The sequence below is a fragment of the Frateuria soli genome, from assembly GCF_021117385.1.
GTDB classification, from domain to species: Bacteria; Pseudomonadota; Gammaproteobacteria; order Xanthomonadales; family Rhodanobacteraceae; genus Frateuria_A; species Frateuria_A soli.
This window is the reverse complement of the sequence record NZ_CP088252.1, coordinates 2,711,826-2,728,240: the sequence shown is the minus strand read 5'-3', so window position 1 is coordinate 2,728,240 and position 16,415 is coordinate 2,711,826. Positions and strand designations below refer to the sequence as shown.

Below are 16,415 nucleotides of genomic sequence, written 5' to 3'. Positions count from 1 at the left end.
CTTGTAGGAGCCCACTTGTGGGCGATGCTCTCCGCCACGCCCATCGCCCGCAAGTGAGCGCCTCCCGGCGGGGGCTGGCCGTCAGTGCTTCTGCTTCTGCTGCGGCACGAACCGGGTCTTCACCGCTTCGGCCAGCTGTGCCGGCGGCAGCAGGCCCTGGCCGATCACGAAGTCGTTGAAGGCCTTGCGGTCGAACTTGTCGCCCAGTGCCAGCTCGGTTTCCAGCCGCAGCTGCTGCAGGCGCAGGTAGCCGTAGAAATACGCAGTGGCCTGGCCGGGGCTGTTGAAGGTGTAGCGGTCCAGTTCCTGCCGGGCCATCGCCTCCGACAGGCCGACGTCGCGGGTGAGCACGTCGTGCGCGCGCTCGCGGGTGATCAGGCCCAGGTTGAGCATCGGGTCGAGGTAGGCGCGGGCAGCCCGCATCAGGCGCGCCTGCAGGGCGGCGAACTGGCCGGCCGGGGGCTCGTACGGCAGCATCTCCGACTCGGCGTAGAGCGCCCAGCCTTCGACGTTGACGCTGTTGAATGCGAACAGGCTGCGCGCCAGCGACACGCCGCGCTCGACCATCGCCGCGAACTGCAGTTCGTGGCCGGGGCGACCCTCGTGCGCGGTCAGCGTCCAGGCGGCGGCCTTGAAGGTGAAGTCGTCGTAGGACTGGCTGTTGTCCTTGCCGTTGCCGGGGTTGCCCATGGTCAGCACGAAGGTGCCGCGCTCGCCGTGGTTGTTGAGGAACGGCGGCGGGTCCATGTGCGGGGCGGGTACCTGTGCGGCCTCGGCCTCGGAGGCCAGGCGCATCTGCATCTGGCGCCTGGGCAGGGTGACGATGTCCTCGTCGCGGATGGTGTCCTCGATGTGGCCCAGCACCCCGTGATACCAGGGCTCGACCTGGTCGCGGGTGAGCTGCTGCTTCTTCAGGGCCTTGAGCACGTCGCGGTAGTCGGAGGCGTCGATGCCCTCGGCCCTGGCCACCACCGGCGCCATCGCCTGCATCATGCCGCGCAGCTCCATGAACTCGAGCTCGGCCTGCTTCATCAGCTGTTCGGGCGGGATGTCGATGCCGACCTGCTTGAGGTTGTATGCGTACAGCGGTTCGGGCAGGCGGAAGTCGGTGCGTGCGCGCGGCAGCACGGTGTCGCGCACCCAGGCGTCGTACTCCTTCAGTTGCTTGTCGAGTGCATCCAGCGCGGCCTTGCCCTCCGGGGTGTCGAGCTTGTACCTGGCGAACAGCTGGCGGATGCCCTCGACGTAGCGCGGCGTGTTGGCGAGCTTCTGCTCGACCTCGCCCCTGTACGGACCCAGCAGCGACTTCTCGCCCAGCCGGGCCGTGGTCAGCGCCCTGGCCTCCTCGGTGATCGGCGTGCAGCCGGGCGCCTTGCCGACGTAGCACTCCAGGCGCTTGAGCGCGGCCGGCCGGCGCTTGGCATCGACGTCGTCCTTCAGCAGTGCGAATTCGCCGCTGAAGATCAGCGAGCCGATGTCGTTGTAGGGCAGCAGGTACTTGTGGGTGAGGTCGATGCCCTCGATCTGCTGGGCGGTGGCCTCGATCATGATCTGGAGGTCCTCGCGCACGTTCGGGTCCCGCTCCCTGGCGAGCAGCTTCTCCAGCTTGCCCTTGGCCTCCACCAGTGCGGCGCGCGAGCGTGCGTCGATGCCGGGCTTGAGGTCGGCGACCCTGGTGTCGTAGCCGGGCACGCCGACCTGGGTGGCGAATTCCGGACTGAAGCGGGCGAGGGTGTCCAGCAGCACCTTGGCGTCGGTGTTGCTGCGCTCGACCCAGGCATCGGGCGTGGCCTGCGCGTGCAGCGATCCGGCGGTGGCCAGCGTTGCGGCCAGGGCGAGGGCGAGGGTCTTGCGCATGGTGTTCCTCCTTGGATGGCCGGCGCAGCGTACGCGGGCGTGGTTGGGGCGCGCCTGTGCCTTAAGGTCTAGAGCAGCATGGCCAGGCCGAACAGGCCGACCATCAGGAACGAGATCACCAGCTTGACCAGCGTGCCGGCGAGCAGCCCGATCCAGGTGCCGGCACCGACGTGGGCCGAGCGCAGCACGCTGGTGCCGGCGGAGAGCTCGCCGAGCAACGCGCCCACGAACGGACCCAGGATCAGTCCCGGGATGTTGAAGAACATGCCCACCACGGTGCCGATGGTGGCGCCCCACAGCGCGCGGGGGCTGGCGCCGATCCGTTTGGCGCCCATGGCGCCGGCGACGAAGTCGACCAGTACGCCGAGCGCCCCGAGCGCGCCGATCACCAGCAGCCAGGCCAGGCCCAGGTGGCGGTAGCCGTCCACCGCGGCGACCAGCCAGATGCCGCCGAAGATCATCGGGATGCCCGGCAGCATCGGCAGCACCGTGCCGGCGAGGCCGCCGAGGATCAGCAATGCGGCGAGCAGGTAGAGCGCGATTTCCATCAGGTCGTCCCGGCGGAGGGGAGGGCACACTCTGGGGCCATGTTCCCGCACGGGCAAGCCTGAACCCGCCTTGCGCGGGTCCGGCCCCGGCAGGCGTCCGATGGCGATGTCCTGCGGGGCGGGCGAGGCATCGCCCGCCGGATGGGGCGCCTGCATCGGAAGGGTGCTAGGAAGCTCTTGGCGGGGCCTGGCCCGGAGCACCCCCGGCGCGGGCGCCGAACACCATTTCGGTGGTCCAGCCCAGCAGCATCGAGGTGTAGGCGCGCTGGCAGTCGGGACTGGACAGTGCGTGGTCGGCCTCGTCGATGACCCGGTAGGTGACCGAGTGGGTGCGCCGGAAGGCGTTGCGATAACTGACGATGGCCGGGTGGGGCACCAGGTGGTCATGCCCCGATTCGACGATCAGCACGTCGCCGCGGAAATCGCTGCAGGCGCGCAGGGCGCGGTTGTCGTCCGGCTCGAGCACGCGGCTGCGGTAGGCGTCCAGTTGGCTGCGTGGCAACGAGCGCTTCGGTGCGTCCCAGCCCTCGTCCCGGTACAGCGCGGGCACCCGCAGCGCGAGCCATTTCACCGGACGCAACGAGGTCAGGATCGACGCGAGGTAGCCGCCGTAGCTGGCGCCGATGACCAGGATCGAATCCGGATCGACGTGCGGCAGCATGCGCAGGTGGTCGTAGGCGGCGACCACGTCGGCCAGGTTCTGCGCGCGGGTGACGGTCTGGCGCATCGCCTCGGTGCGCACGTGGCCGCGCATGTCGAAGGTCAGGCAGATGCAGCCCAGCGCGGCGATCTGCTGTGCGCGGCCCAGGTCGCGTTCCTGCGAGCCGCCCCAGCCATGCACGAACAGCACGCCGGGGACAATCGAACCCGGCGCAAGCACCGTGCCGGCCAGCTGCATGCCGTCGACGGCGATATCGGAGTTCTCGCTACGGGTCGTCATCGTCCTCCACCACGGTGAACTTCAGCAGCGGGCCGACCACCGGATCGTCGCCGTGGAACAGCACGGTGGCACCGGGCGGCGGCGCGCTGTCGGTCCCGTAGCGCTCCTCCGTGCGCACGCCGAGCCAGCGTCGGCCCGGCTCGTCGCGGAAGCGCAGGAGCGCGGCGGTCTCCGCGCCGCTGGCGCCGCCGATGCGCCAGGACGACTCGAGCACGCCGGCGTGCGCCTGCCCGCGGTGATCCCTGCCCTGCACCACGTCGTAGTTGCGGCGCGAGGCGAACATGCGCGGGAAGCACTGCCGCGCCGCCTCGTCGTAGAGCTGCGCCTGCGCCGCGGCCTCACGCACGGGCGCCGGCAGCGGCTCGCGCAGCAGCGCGTCGAAGCCGCCGCGGTGAACGCGCAGGCTGGAGCCGCCGTAAGCGACCTCGCCGGCGTTGTCGCGGGTCAGCCACTGCGTGCCGTAGTAGGCAATGGTGTGGTGATCCACGCGGACCTGGCCCACGCTCCAGGTGGTCAGGTCCTGCAGGTCGGTTTCCAGTACCAGGCCGTCGCGGGCGAGCGCTTCCTCGTCGAAGTCGGCAACGATCGCGTCCAGCTCGCCGATGTCGTTGGCCACCCGCTGGCCGCGGCCGGCGTTGCCGTGCGCGGGCTTGATCCGCACCGGGCCCAGCTGCAGGAGCGCGCGGCCCGCGCGGCGCGCATCGGCCGGTGCGTAGGCGCTGTAGCCGGGCAGCACCACCGGGCGCACGCGTTCGGCGAAGGTGCTCGACCAGCCCTCGGGAACGCGCGTGGGCGCATCGACCAGCGGGTGGGTGATCGCCTTGGAGGCCAGTACGCGGTCCGGCACCACGCCGCCGAACAGGTCCGAAGCGTTGCGGATGCCGCAGGCTTCGGCGGCATCCAGTCCGGTCAGCACGTCGCCGGGCACGAAGTACAGTGGACCGGCATAGGCCCGTCCCGGCACGTAGGCGCCGGCGAAGTCGTAGCCCAGCAGTTCGGCCAGTTGCTGTGCGATGGCCGCATGCGCGGCAGCCTCGTGGCTGGAATGCGCCGCATCGCGCCCGACACCCAGCACCACGCTGCCGCGTGCCTGGCCTGCCTGCGCTGGAGGCGAGCTGCTGGATGCCACCGGAGTCTCCGCAACGAACGGCGCTTGGCGCCCAATCGCCAGGAGGCTAGTGGTGTGGGTGTGGATGGGCTGTTGAAGCAGCCCACGGCAGGGTAGGCGCAGTCGCCTGCGCCGGCCCTACTTCTCGACGAACGCCCGCTCGATCACGTAATCGCCCGGCTCGCGCGTGCGCGGCGAAGCCTGGAAACCGCGCCCGTCCAGCAGTGCGCACAGATCGTCCAGCATCGCCGGGCTGCCGCACAGCATCACGCGGTCGGTGGCGGGGTTGAGTGGCGGCAGGCCGGTCGTGTGGCTCATCACGCCATCGACGATGGCGTCGGTGATGCGGCCGCGGTTCCTGAACGGCTCGCGGGTGACGGTGGGGTAGTAGATCAGCTTCTCGCGCACCAGCTCGCCCAGGTACTCATGCTGCGGCAGCTCGCGCTCGAGGTAGTCGGCATAGGCCAGGTCGCCGACCTGGCGCACGCCATGGGCAAGCACGACCTTCTCGTAGCGCTCGTAGGTGGCCGGGTCGCGGATGATGCTCATGAATGGAGCCAGGCCCGTGCCGGTACCGAGCAGGTACAGGTGTCTGCCCGGCTTGAGGTCGTCCAGCACCAGCGTCCCGGTCGACTTGCGGCTGACCACCAGCGGATCGCCGGGCTTGAGGTGCTGCAGGCGCGAGGTAAGCGGGCCGTTGGGCACCTTGATCGAGAGAAACTCCAGGTGTTCCTCCCAGCTCGCGCTGGCGATGGAATAGGCGCGCATCAGCGGCCGGCCGTCGACTTCCAGGCCGATCATCACGAACTGGCCGCTCTCGAAGCGGAAACCCGGGTCGCGCGTGGCGCGGAAGCTGAAGAGGCTGTCGTTCCAGTGCCGCACGTCGATCACGTGCTCGGTCGCCAGTGCCACCATGATTGTCGTATCTCGTCGAAAGAAGTATGGCCGCGTCGATCGGCTATGCGCCGGACAGGCCGTGGTTGTGGGGAAACCAGCCGGCGGCGGGCGCTGCGCCTGGCGGCGCCACGCAGTGCGCGGCGGCAACTGCACAGGATACGTGATCCGGCCGCCCCCTGCGCGGCGTGGCGCCCCGGCGGCCTGCGGCATCCTGGCGCGCAGGAGTGATCGGGCAGGGAGCCAGCCCGGTGGCGGTCGCGTGCGGGAACCATCCCGGGCTTCCACGGCGTGGCCGTCGCCTTGCGTCGCGGCAGCCGGGCCGGCCCCCTACAATGGACCGATGGCTTCCTCCCCCGTGCCCGCCGATTTCCGCCTCACCATTGCTCCGATGATGGACTGGACGGACCGGCATTGCCGTTATTTCCACCGGCTGCTGTCGCCGAACGCGCGGCTTTACACCGAGATGGTGACCAGCGCGGCACTGGTGCGCGGTGGCCAGTTGCGCCTGCTCGAGCACAGCCGGCAGGAGCATCCGGTGGCCCTGCAACTGGGTGGCAGCGACCCCGTGGAGCTCGCGCAGGCGGCGCGGCTGGGCGCGCAGGCCGGCTACGACGAGATCAACCTCAACGTCGGTTGCCCGTCCGACCGTGTGCAGTCCGGCCGCTTCGGCGCCTGCCTGATGCGCGAGCCGGCGCTGGTCGGCGACTGCGTCAGGGCGATGCGCGACGCGGTGGACGTGCCGGTGACGGTCAAGTGCCGCATCGGCGTGGACGAGCAGGACGATTACGCCGGCCTGCAGCACTTCACCGAAACGATGGTCGCGGCGGGCGTCGAAGTCCTGGTGGTGCATGCGCGCAAGGCCTGGCTCAAGGGCCTCAGCCCGAAGGAAAACCGCGAAATCCCGCCGCTGGACTACGAGCGGGTGTACCGCCTCAAGCGCGAGTTCCCGCAACTGGTGGTGGTCATCAACGGCGGCATCACGACCGTGGAAGCGGTGCAGGCGCACCTGGCGCAGGTGGACGGCGTGATGCTGGGCCGCGCGGCCTATCACGATCCCTACCTGCTGGCGCAGCTGGAGGCGGCGCTGTACGGCGCGCCGATGCCCTCGCGCGAGGAGGTGCTCGGGCACCTGCGTCCCTACGTGGAGGCGGAGCTCAAGCGCGGCACCGCGCTCAAGCACATCAGCCGGCACCTGCTCGGGCTGTACCAGGGCGAGCCCGGCGCGCGCACGTTCCGGCGCGTGCTGAGCGAGGGCGCGCACTTGCCCGGCGCGGGCTGGAGCCTGCTCGAACGGGCCGCCAGCGGCCGCCGGGACGCGGCATGACCCGGCCGGCCAATGTTCAGCCCCGCCTGCCTAGGCTGGTATGCATTTGAATCCGGGTCACCGCCTTGCCGACCATGTTTCGCCGACGCCTCCTCGCCTGCCTGCCGGCCCTGCTGCTGCCGGTGCTCGCGCATGCCCTTCCGCCGCAGGAAAAGACGCCGATGACGCTGGAAGAGGCGGTGGCGAAGGTGCAACAGGATACCGGCGGTAAGATATTGTCGGCTGATCCGCGCAAGTTCGGCCGGCGGACCGAGTACCGCATCAAGGTGCTCACCCCGGAAGGCCATGTGCGGACCATCTCGATTTCGTCCGACGCCCCGCGTGCGGGCACGGGCAAACCACCGGCCGGCAACGGCGCAGGCAAGAAGGAGAAACACTGATGCGCATCCTTTTGGTCGAGGACGAGGCGCCCTTGCGCGAGACCCTCGCCGCGCGGCTGAAGCGCGACGGCTTTGCGGTCGACGCCGCGCAGGACGGCGAGGAGGGCATCTACCTGGGCCGCGAGGTCCCGTTCGACCTGGCGATCATCGACCTGGGGTTGCCCAAGATGTCCGGCATGGAGCTGGTCAAGGCGCTGCGCGAGGCCGGCCAGCGCTATCCGATCCTGATCCTCACCGCCCGCGGTTCCTGGCAGGACAAGGTCGAGGGTCTCAAGCACGGGGCCGACGACTACCTGGTCAAACCGTTCCACGTCGAGGAACTGCTGGCGCGTATCAATGCGCTGGTCCGCCGCGCCAGCGGCTGGTCCAAGCCCGTGCTCGCCTGCGGGCCGATCAAGCTGGACACCACGGCGCAGACGGTGACGGTCGAGGGCAAGCCGGTCGATCTGACCAGCTACGAGTACAAGGTGCTGGAGTACCTGATGCTGCATGCCGGCGAACTGGTCTCCAAGGCCGACCTCACCGAGCACATCTACCAGCAGGATTTCGACCGCGACTCGAACGTGCTGGAAGTGTTCATCGGGCGCCTGCGCCGCAAGCTCGACCCGGAAAGCGCGCTCAAGCCGATCGAGACCGTGCGCGGCCGCGGGTACCGCTTCGCCATTCCGCGCAGCGACGGCGACGACGACTGAGCCCCGGTCCATGGCCCTGCGGCGGCTCCCGAGCATGCACGCCTTGCGCCGCCCGCAGCCCACGGGCGGTCGCTGACCGATGTTCGCGCCCCGTCCGTTCTCACTGGCGGCGCGCGCGGCCATCGCTACAGGCCTGGTGCTGGCCGGCTTCCTCGGGCTGGTCGGCCTGACGCTTTCGCGGGCCAATCACGAGACCGCGCTCAACAACCTGCACGACCGGCTGCAGAACTACGTGATCGCCTACCTGGCCGGCACCGAGGTGTCGCGCTACGGCAAGGTCCTGCTGCCCGACGCCCCGCCGGACCCGAGCTTCTCGCGCCCCGGTTCGGGCCTGTACGCGGTGGTGCTGGGCGACAAGGGATTCCGCTGGGAGTCGTCCTCGGCGATCGGCCGCGACTTCGCCTTCCTCAAGACGCTCGAGCCTGGCGAGAACCGTTTCGTGGGTCCGGTCGACACGCGCATGGGCCGGCTCTATTACTACGCCTTCGGCGTGGCCTGGGACGTGCCGGACAAGAAGCCGCTCAGGCTCACCTTCATGGTGGCGCAGACCGAGGACCAGTTCGAGGGCGAGAACGCGGTGTACCGACGCACCCTGGTCGGCATGCTCTCCATCCTGGGCGTGATGCTGATCGTGCTGCAGCTGTTGCTGCTGCGCTGGAGCCTGACGCCCCTGCGCAAGGTCGCCACCGACATGGCGCGGGTGGAGCGCGGCAAGAGTGATCACCTGGACAGCCAGTACCCGCTCGAACTCATCCCGCTGACCGACCGCATCAACGCCTTCATCGATTCGGAACGCGAGCAGCGTACGCGCACCCGCAACACGCTGGCCGACCTCGCGCACAGCCTGAAGACGCCACTGGCGGTGATCCGCTCGCGGCTGGAGTCGTCCGGCAACGAGCCATCGCTGCGTGGCGACGTGCTCGACCAGGTGCGGCGCATGGACGAACTGGTCGCCTACCAGCTCGCCCGTGCCGCGACTTCCGGCCGGCAGACCTTCGCCAGCGCCGTGCCGGTCGCCGGCCACGCCGAGGACCTGGTGCGCAGCCTGGAAAAGGTCTACGCGGCCAAGAACGTGCTGTGCGAGTTCGAGATGGACGAGGGCGCGGCGTTCTACGGCGAACAGGGCGACCTGCTCGAGCTCATGGGCAACCTGCTGGAGAACGCCTTCAAGTGGGCCGGCCACCGCGTGCTGCTGGTGGTCAAGGCGCAACCGCAGGCCGGCCGCCAGCGTCCGGGCCTGTGGCTGAGCGTGGAGGACGATGGCCCCGGCATCGCCCAGGAGCAGATCGAGAAGGTGCTCCAGCGTGGCGTGCGCGGCGACGAGCGCGTGCAGGGCCACGGCATCGGCCTGTCGATCGTGCAGGACATCGTGAAGGCCTACCGCGGCGAACTGGTGGTCGACCGCTCGACCGAGCTGGGCGGTGCGCGCTTCAGCGTGAACCTGCCGGCGAGCTAGCCAGAGCGCAAGCCCTCAAGAGCGGGTTGGGCGGGCGCGTGGAACTCGCGGCAGTGTTGATCACCGCGACGCCCGTTCGCTGCAACGCCGTCGCATGGGATCGCCTTGATCGGATGGGGGCCGGTCCGGGCCGCTCCTGTTCCGGGCCCTCACCCCCGCGGCAGGCGGGGGCATGTCCGCTTACTGGATCGAGCCGGGCAACAGCGACTGCCAGCCCAGGCTGCTGCGATGACGGGCGCGCGGATGCGGCGCCGAGGCACCGCCACCACCGCCGTCATTGTCGTCGGCACCGTCGCCGGCCGAACCGGGCAGGGTGCAGTCGCGGTTGGCATCGGAGGCGTCGCCGCTCGCGCCGCCGCCGCCATGGCTGCCACTGTCGATGGTGGCGTGCGGGGCAATGGGATCCTGGCTGGAAACGCCCATGGCTGCGACCGGCCCCACGCTGGCGAGCGCGAGCAGGCATGCGAACAGGCAGCGTTTCAGTCCCATGGCGACCAACCTCTGATCCCCCAGCCAAGGCTTCGGATCGTCGCAGAAACATGGGAGCCTCGCCAGTGCCAGGCGCAGCCGGCTGTCCCAGGCGTGGCGCGGCGCGGGAACCGCTAGAATCTCCCGATGCGCGCAACCTTTCCGCTTCCCGCCCGCGTTGCCGGGCCCGGCCCTGGAGTGTGCGGCTGATGCAGGCACGACAACTGCTGGCCGCCCTGGCCTCCGGCGAGGCCGTCTCGGGCGCCCAGCTCGCCGATCGCGCCGGCGTCACCCGCGCCGCCATCTGGAAACAGGTCGAGACGCTGCGCGCGCGGGGGGTGCCGGTCGAGGCGCGTGGCGCAGCCGGCTACCGGTTGCCGTGGCCGGTGCAGTTGCTGGATGCCTCGCGCATCCGCGCCGCCCTGCCGCGCGCCTGCGCCGCGCGCCTGGGGGCGCTGGAGGTGCACTGGGAGCTGGACTCCACCTCCAGCGAACTGCAACGCCGGCTGGGCGAGGCGGCCGACCTGAGCATGGTGCTGGCCGAAACGCAGACGGCCGGGCGTGGCCGGCGCGGACGCAACTGGCTGTCGCCACCGGGCCTGAATCTTTATCTTTCCTGCCTGAAGCGGTTCGATCGCGGCTTCGCTGCGCTGTCGGGACTGTCGCTGGCGGTGGGCGCGGTGGTGCTGCGCGCGATCGAATCGCTCGGCATCGAGGGCGCCGGGCTGAAATGGCCCAACGACGTACTGGCCGATGGCGGCAAGCTCGCCGGTGTGCTGGTGGAGCTGAGCGGCGAATACCAGGGGCCGTGCGCGGCGGTGATCGGCGTCGGCCTCAACCTGCGTTTGACCGAGGCGCTGCGCGAGCAAGCCGGTCAACCGGCCTGCGACCTGGCCACGCTGGCGGGGGAGCTGCCCGACCGCAACCTGGTAGCGGCCCGGCTGATCGCCGTGCTGGTCGAGGGTCTGCGCGAGTTCGAGCGGCACGGCTTCGCGCCCTTCGCGGAAGACTACGCCCGCCACGACCTGCTCGCGGGGCGGCGGCTGCGGCTCAGCGGCGCACAAGGCCACTTCGAGGGCATCGGCGCCGGCGTCGATGCGCGCGGCGCGCTGCAGGTGCGGTTGCCCGACGGTGGATTGCGCTCGGTCGACAGCGCCGACGTCACGGTGCGCCGCGCATGAGGTTGCTGCTGGACCTGGGCAACACGCGCCTGAAATGGGCGCTCGAAGATCGCGGTCGCTGGCACGCGCAGGGCGCCGCGGCGTGGAGCGGGGACCTGGCCTTGCTCGAATCCACCTGGCGGACGCTGCCGACGCCGGCAGCGGTGTTCGGCGCCTCGGTGGTCGACACCGCGCGCGAAGAGGCGGTGGCGGCGCAGGTACAGGCGCTGTTCGGCCGCGAGATCATCTGGCTGCGCACGCCGGCCAGTGCCTGTGGCGTGCGCAACGCCTATCCGGAACCGGGCCGGCTGGGGGTGGACCGCTTCCTCGCCATGGTCGCCGCCCATGCCGCCGGCGCGGGCGATTGCGTGCTGGTCGGCGTCGGCACCGCGCTCACGCTGGACGCGCTGGCCGCGGACGGTCGCCATCTGGGCGGACTGATCGCCCCCGGCCCGCGGCTGATGCAGCAGTCCCTGCTCGGTGCCACCGCGCAGGTGCGTCCACGCAACGATGGCGTGCTGGTGGACGCGGCCGACAACACCTCCGACGCGGTGGTCTCCGGTTGCTGGCAGGCGGCCGCCGCGCTGGTCGAACGCTTCGTGGCGCGCATGGCGCCCCGGTTCGGCCGGGCGCCCGCGGTGCGCCTGGACGGTGGTGACGCGGCGGGCCTGGTTCCCCTGCTGGACCTGTCCGCGACCCTGGTCGAGCACGGCGTGCTGCATGGCCTGGCAGCGTGGGCGCAGGCACAGTCAGACGTCCGCGCCACGCCCTAAGATGTAGCTTCGTCCGGGGGGAAGTCCGATGTTCCTGCGCCTGCTGTTCGTCCTGCTGATCGCGCTCAATATCGCGGTGGGTGCCTGGCTGGCGCTCGGCCAGGACGACTCGCACGGTCGCAGCGTGACCGACCCGGGCGTGCCGATGCTGCACCTGCTGTCCGAGCAACCCGCCTCGCCGGCGCCAGCCGCCACCCGGCCGCCCGAGCCGACCCCGCTCCCGGCGTCGGCCGCCAGCACCACGGTCGCCCTGGAAACCCGCTGCCTGGCGGTGGGTCCGTTCGATACCCCGCAGGACCTGCGCAATGCCCGCACCGCGCTCGCCGCCCCGGGCGTACGCATGCGCTCGCGGCAGGAGCACACCACCGAAACCCGCGCCTGGTGGGTCTACCTGGCCGCGCCCGGCACCCGCCCGCAGGCGCTCGCGCTGGCTCGCCGGCTGGACGCGGCGCAGGTGGGTGACTATTTCGTGATGAGTTCCGGCGACCAGCCCAACGCCATCTCGCTCGGCCTGTTCAAGGATCCCGCCAACGCACGCAAGCGTCGCGACGAGGTCGCCGCGGCCGGCTTCCCCGCGCAGATCCAGGAGCGTACCGAACAGGTGCCCGAATACTGGCTCGATCTGGTGGTGGCCGACGGGGCGCGCTTCGACTGGCGCCGCCGCGTCGGCACTCCTGGCGTGGGTTCGCACAGCACGACCTGCTTCTAAGGCCGCGTCCCCGGGGCCGCCGCCTTCGCCGGCGGCGCGTCGCCGGCCCGCCTGCTAAACTCCATAGCCTTCTCAAGGCCGGCATAGCTCAGTTGGTAGAGCAACTGATTTGTAATCAGTAGGTCGCGGGTTCGACTCCTGCTGCCGGCACCAGCCGCGCGCCAGCGCGCGCGGGCATCCCACCGGACGGACAAGGCCCCTTATGACCCAGCAGACAGTCAGCTTGATCGGCGTACCCACCGACATCGGCGCAGGCCATCGCGGCGCCTCGATGGGGCCCGAAGCGCTGCGCGTGGCCCGGTTGGCCGAAAAGCTCGAATCGCGCGGGATGAAGGTGATCGACCGCGGCAACCTGCAGGGCCCGCTCAATCCGTGGCTGCCACCGGAGAACGGTTACCGCCACCTGGACGAGGTGGCGACATGGAACATGGCCGTCCATACGGCCGTGCGCCAGGAGCTGCAGGCCGGTCGCGTGCCGGTGATGCTGGGCGGCGACCATTGCCTCGCGATCGGCTCGATCTCGGCCGTGGCCGACCATTGCCGCGACACCGGAAAGAAGCTGCGCGTGCTCTGGCTGGACGCCCATGCGGACTTCAATACAGCCGAGGCAACGCCCTCGGGCAACATCCACGGCATGCCGGTGGCCTGCCTGTGCGGCAACGGCCCGGACGTGCTCACCGGCATCGGCAACCACCGGCCCTCGACCTCGCCGGAGGTGTTCCGCCAGGTCGGCATCCGCTCGGTGGACGACGACGAGAAGAAACTCGTGCGCAAGGCCGGCATGAGGATCTTCGACATGCGCCATATCGACGAAGTCGGCATGAAGCGCACGATGGAAGAGGCACTTTCCGACATCGACGAGAACACCCATCTGCACGTCAGCTTCGACGTCGATTTCCTCGACCCGTCGATCGCTCCCGGCGTGGGCACCACCGTGCGTGGCGGGCCGACCTATCGCGAGGCGCAGCTGTGCATGGAGATGATCGCCGACACCGGCCGGCTGGGCTCGCTGGACATCGTCGAGCTCAACCCCGCGTACGACAAGCGCAACCAGACCGGCAAGCTGGCGGTGGACCTGGTCGAGTCGCTGTTCGGCAAGTCCACCCTGATCCGCTGATCCCTCGCGCCGGGCTGCGACAGCGCCGCGCATACCGGCCCGGCTTGCGAACGCCTATCATCGACCGGCTGGCGGTGCATGCCGCCGGTCGTGTCCCCGTTGCCAGAACGAAAGAACCATGAACCGAACCCGCGTCCTCACCGGCATAACCACCACCGGTACCCCGCATCTTGGCAACTACGCCGGCGCCATCCGCCCGGCGATCGCCGCCAGCCGGCGCGAGGACGTCGATGCGTTCTTCTTCATGGCCGACTACCACGCCCTGATCAAGAGCGACGATCCGGCGCGCGTGGCGCGTTCGCGGCTGGAGATCGCGGCGTGCTGGCTGGCCTGCGGGCTGGATCCGGAGCGGGTGACCTTCTACCGCCAGTCGGACATTCCCGAGATTCCCGAGCTCACCTGGCTGCTGACCTGCGTCACCGCCAAGGGCCTGCTCAACCGTGCGCACGCCTACAAGGCGGCGGTGGACAGGAACGTCGAGAACGGCGAGGACCCGGACGCCGGCGTCACCGCGGGCCTGTACATGTATCCGGTGCTGATGGCTGCCGATATCCTCGCCTTCGATGCGCACAAGGTGCCGGTGGGCCGCGACCAGATCCAGCACCTGGAGATGGCGCGCGACATCGCGCAGCGTTTCAACCATATCTACGGACAGGACTTCTTCGTGCTGCCGGAGGTGCAGATCGAGGAACAGGTGGCGACGCTGCCGGGCCTGGACGGGCGCAAGATGTCCAAGAGCTACGACAACACCATCCCGCTGTTCGCCGGCGGCGCCAAGGCGCTGCGCGAGGCGGTGATGCGCATCGTCACCGACTCGCGACTGCCGGGCGAGCCGAAGGAACCGGAATGCTCGTCGCTGTATACCCTCTACCGCGCCTTCGCCAGCGACGCGGACGCCGCCGCGTTCCACGGCGCGCTGGCGTCGGGACTGGGCTGGGGCGAGGCCAAGCAGGCGCTGTTCGAGTTGCTGGATGGCCAGCTCGCGCCGATGCGCGAGCGCTACGACGCGCTGATCGCGCAGCCCGCGCACATCGAGGCGATCCTGCAGGAGGGTGCGCGCAAGGCGCGTGCCATCGCCACGCCGAAGTTGGCACGCCTGCGCGACGCGGTCGGTTTGGGCAGCCACGTGGTGGTGGCCAGCGCCGCCGGCGCGGCCAGGCCGCGCGGGGAGAAGCCGCCGCGCCTGGCCAGCTTCCGCGACGATGACGGCCGCTTCCGCTTCCGCCTGTTCGCCGGCGACGGCGAGGAACTGCTGCTCTCGCGCGCCTTCGATGATCCGAAGGCCGCCGGCCTGGCGCAGAAGCAGCTCCGGCAGGCCGGAGGGAGCGCCGCGCTGCGGCCCACGTCCACCGGCATCGTGCTCGAACTGGACGGCAGCGAGGTCGGCAGCACGCCGTCCTATGCCGACGAGGCGGCCCGCGAGCAGGCACTGGGCCGGCTGCGCGAGGCGCTCGACCAGCTTGCCGGCGCGGCAGCCTGAGGAATACCGCATGCTTCGCTATCTCGCCTTGCTGTTGCTCGCCCCCTGGCTGCTGGTGCTGGGCTGGGCCTACTTCACCTACCCCAGGAGTCTGCCCCGCACCGCGGCGCGTCGCGCGTTCGACTGGCTCGCCCTGATGCTCGCCGCGATCGCGGCGGTCATGAGTGCCGGCTGGGGATTCGAGACCGCACCGCTGCCCCGGATCGATGAATTCGGCCGCGCGAGCGGGGCGATCTGGCAGCAGGTGCTGCCGGCCCTGCTCGGCTACGGCGCCTGCGTGGCAGTGCTGGTGCTGGCGATGCTGTTCCGTTTCCTGCTGTGGCGCCCGGCGCGCCTGGGCTCGCGATGACATCCGGAAAAATCCACGCCCAGCTGGCCCGCCTGTTCGAGCGTCACGAGGTGGAGCTCGAGCCTGACGAGGACTGGTTGCTGACCGATGGCGACTATCCTGCCCTGCGCGCGCACTGGCAGGACGCGCCGGCGCCGGGACAGCCCGGGCGGCTGGACATCGACCTGGTGCTGGACGAGGACCGCCAGCTCGAACTCAGCTATGCCGGCAACGGCCAGGGCGAGGCGGGCTGGCGCGATGCGCTCGACCGCTTCGCCCGCAGCGACCTGCCGGTGTTGCTGGCCGCCTGCTGGTACGTCACCGACGAGCGCAAGCTGGACCTGGCGCAATGGGAACTCGGCCTGCGCCAGTGGGACGCCTTCATCGGGCGCGTCGCGGTGGAGGGAGCGGACATCGTCGTGCCGCCCGGTCTCGTGGCGGGCGTGGTCGATGCGCTGAAGGGCGAATCGCTCGCTCCCCGTCTGCACTGGATCCGCCTGTTCCTGCGCCGCACGGCCGACGGCACGCTGGCCACCGAGGTGCTGCTGGACAACGCACCGTGGCCGGCCGGCGACCGCGCGCTGGCGGCGCCGGCGTGGCCGGAAGCGGCGCAGGCCTACGACGTGCGCGCCTTGATCGCGCTGGACGTGCGCGACTATTGAGCGTGAGGCGCCGCGCGCTCCTGGAAGGTGGCTATCGCCGTGGATCCGTCTAGTCCCAGCGATTGAGGTGCGGCCCGAAGGCTTCGCGCTGCTTCTGCACCACGCAGAAGCGGTGGCCGGTGGGCGCCTGCATCACCCACCAGCGCTCGCGGACGAAGGCGATGGCGCGCGCGCCGAGTGCCTCGAGGCGAGCCACTTCGGCGTCGAGGTCGTCGGTCTCGATGTCCAGGTGCACGCGGCTTTCGTGCGACACCTTCTGCAGCAGGATGCTCGGTTCGTCGTCGGCCGTGGCGAGTGCGCCATAGCGGCCATCGCCATCCTGATCGGCATCCTCGACCTGCTTGCCCAGGGCGGCGCTCCAGAAGCGGATGGCGGGCTCCAGATCGTCGAGCTGGCAGTCGAGCACGATGGTGCTGATGCGGCTGTGGTGCATGGAGGGCTTCCGTGTGGCGGGAGGCCCAAGCGTGCGCGCGGCGGCGTGAAAAAAAGAACGGAGCGCCGGGGCGCTCCGTTCTT

General features: G+C 70.3%; 18 protein-coding genes and 1 tRNA gene. 12 read left to right on the top strand and 7 right to left on the bottom strand.

All coding sequences use genetic code 11. The features are described from left to right. Nucleotides 1-81 precede the first annotated feature (81 nt). The 5 genes from LQ771_RS12540 to LQ771_RS12520 form a co-directional block, all read right to left on the bottom strand. Entirely contained in the window at nt 82-1,857 is a 1,776-nt protein-coding gene (locus LQ771_RS12540; RefSeq protein WP_231349746.1) for a DUF885 domain-containing protein, read from the bottom strand. 68 nt (nt 1,858-1,925) lie between these two features. Continuing rightward, nucleotides 1,926-2,405, bottom strand: a complete 480-nt coding sequence (locus tag LQ771_RS12535; protein ID WP_231349745.1) for a DUF456 domain-containing protein — start codon at nt 2,403-2,405, stop codon at nt 1,926-1,928. Nucleotides 2,406-2,571: 166 nt separating this feature from the next. Continuing rightward, nucleotides 2,572-3,345, bottom strand: coding sequence for an alpha/beta hydrolase family protein (locus LQ771_RS12530; protein ID WP_231349744.1), 774 nt, complete (start codon nt 3,343-3,345; stop codon nt 2,572-2,574). Then, complete coding sequence (locus tag LQ771_RS12525) at nt 3,332-4,474, bottom strand: DUF3182 family protein (RefSeq protein ID WP_231349743.1); 1,143 nt, start codon at nt 4,472-4,474, stop codon at nt 3,332-3,334. Before LQ771_RS12525 ends, LQ771_RS12530 begins: the two co-directional genes overlap by 14 nt. A gap of 117 nt (nt 4,475-4,591) precedes the next feature. Continuing rightward, nucleotides 4,592-5,368, bottom strand: coding sequence for a ferredoxin--NADP reductase (locus LQ771_RS12520; protein ID WP_231349742.1), 777 nt, complete (start codon nt 5,366-5,368; stop codon nt 4,592-4,594). A 322-nt stretch (nt 5,369-5,690) separates the two neighbouring features. Between LQ771_RS12520 and dusA the strand changes: the two genes are divergently transcribed. The 4 genes from dusA (at nt 5,691) to LQ771_RS12500 (ending at nt 9,202) form a co-directional block, all read left to right on the top strand. Continuing rightward, on the top strand, nt 5,691-6,674 hold the full coding sequence (dusA, locus tag LQ771_RS12515; RefSeq protein ID WP_255674169.1) for a tRNA dihydrouridine(20/20a) synthase DusA: 984 nt from the start codon (nt 5,691-5,693) through the stop codon (nt 6,672-6,674). Nucleotides 6,675-6,748: 74 nt separating this feature from the next. Beyond that, nucleotides 6,749-7,054 (top strand): PepSY domain-containing protein, encoded by a 306-nt coding sequence (locus tag LQ771_RS12510; RefSeq protein ID WP_231351908.1) that lies wholly within the window; start codon nt 6,749-6,751, stop codon nt 7,052-7,054. Then, nucleotides 7,054-7,746, top strand: coding sequence for a response regulator transcription factor (locus LQ771_RS12505; RefSeq protein ID WP_209615474.1), 693 nt, complete (start codon nt 7,054-7,056; stop codon nt 7,744-7,746). Before LQ771_RS12510 ends, LQ771_RS12505 begins: the two co-directional genes overlap by 1 nt. A gap of 79 nt (nt 7,747-7,825) precedes the next feature. Further along, nucleotides 7,826-9,202: an ATP-binding protein gene (locus LQ771_RS12500; RefSeq protein WP_231349741.1), complete on the top strand. Its 1,377-nt coding sequence runs from the start codon at nt 7,826-7,828 to the stop codon at nt 9,200-9,202. Between the two features lie 180 nt (nt 9,203-9,382). Here the strand turns inward: LQ771_RS12500 and LQ771_RS12495 are convergent, their stop codons facing one another. Next, nucleotides 9,383-9,691, bottom strand: a complete 309-nt coding sequence (locus LQ771_RS12495; protein WP_231349740.1) for a hypothetical protein — start codon at nt 9,689-9,691, stop codon at nt 9,383-9,385. A gap of 188 nt (nt 9,692-9,879) precedes the next feature. On the opposite strand from LQ771_RS12495, the gene LQ771_RS12490 reads away from it, so the two are divergent. The 8 genes from LQ771_RS12490 to LQ771_RS12455 all read left to right on the top strand — a co-directional run bounded on the left by LQ771_RS12490 (nt 9,880) and on the right by LQ771_RS12455 (nt 15,899). After that, entirely contained in the window at nt 9,880-10,851 is a 972-nt protein-coding gene (locus tag LQ771_RS12490) for a biotin--[acetyl-CoA-carboxylase] ligase (protein WP_231349739.1), read from the top strand. Next, entirely contained in the window at nt 10,848-11,603 is a 756-nt protein-coding gene (locus LQ771_RS12485) for a type III pantothenate kinase (protein WP_231349738.1), read from the top strand. Before LQ771_RS12490 ends, LQ771_RS12485 begins: the two co-directional genes overlap by 4 nt. Before the next feature lie 28 nt (nt 11,604-11,631). Then, nucleotides 11,632-12,312, top strand: coding sequence for an SPOR domain-containing protein (locus LQ771_RS12480; protein WP_231349737.1), 681 nt, complete (start codon nt 11,632-11,634; stop codon nt 12,310-12,312). A 77-nt stretch (nt 12,313-12,389) separates the two neighbouring features. Next, a tRNA-Thr gene (locus LQ771_RS12475) sits at nt 12,390-12,465 on the top strand. Nucleotides 12,466-12,514: 49 nt separating this feature from the next. Beyond that, nucleotides 12,515-13,429: an arginase gene (gene rocF, locus LQ771_RS12470; RefSeq protein ID WP_231349736.1), complete on the top strand. Its 915-nt coding sequence runs from the start codon at nt 12,515-12,517 to the stop codon at nt 13,427-13,429. A gap of 118 nt (nt 13,430-13,547) precedes the next feature. Further along, entirely contained in the window at nt 13,548-14,909 is a 1,362-nt protein-coding gene (locus LQ771_RS12465) for a tryptophan--tRNA ligase (protein ID WP_231349735.1), read from the top strand. A gap of 10 nt (nt 14,910-14,919) precedes the next feature. After that, nucleotides 14,920-15,258: a hypothetical protein gene (locus tag LQ771_RS12460; RefSeq protein WP_231349734.1), complete on the top strand. Its 339-nt coding sequence runs from the start codon at nt 14,920-14,922 to the stop codon at nt 15,256-15,258. Continuing rightward, entirely contained in the window at nt 15,255-15,899 is a 645-nt protein-coding gene (locus tag LQ771_RS12455; RefSeq protein ID WP_231349733.1) for a DUF6348 family protein, read from the top strand. Before LQ771_RS12460 ends, LQ771_RS12455 begins: the two co-directional genes overlap by 4 nt. A 49-nt stretch (nt 15,900-15,948) precedes the next feature. Here the strand turns inward: LQ771_RS12455 and LQ771_RS12450 are convergent, their stop codons facing one another. Continuing rightward, on the bottom strand, nt 15,949-16,332 hold the full coding sequence (locus tag LQ771_RS12450; RefSeq protein ID WP_231349732.1) for a VOC family protein: 384 nt from the start codon (nt 16,330-16,332) through the stop codon (nt 15,949-15,951). Between the last annotated feature and the right edge of the window lie 83 nt (nt 16,333-16,415).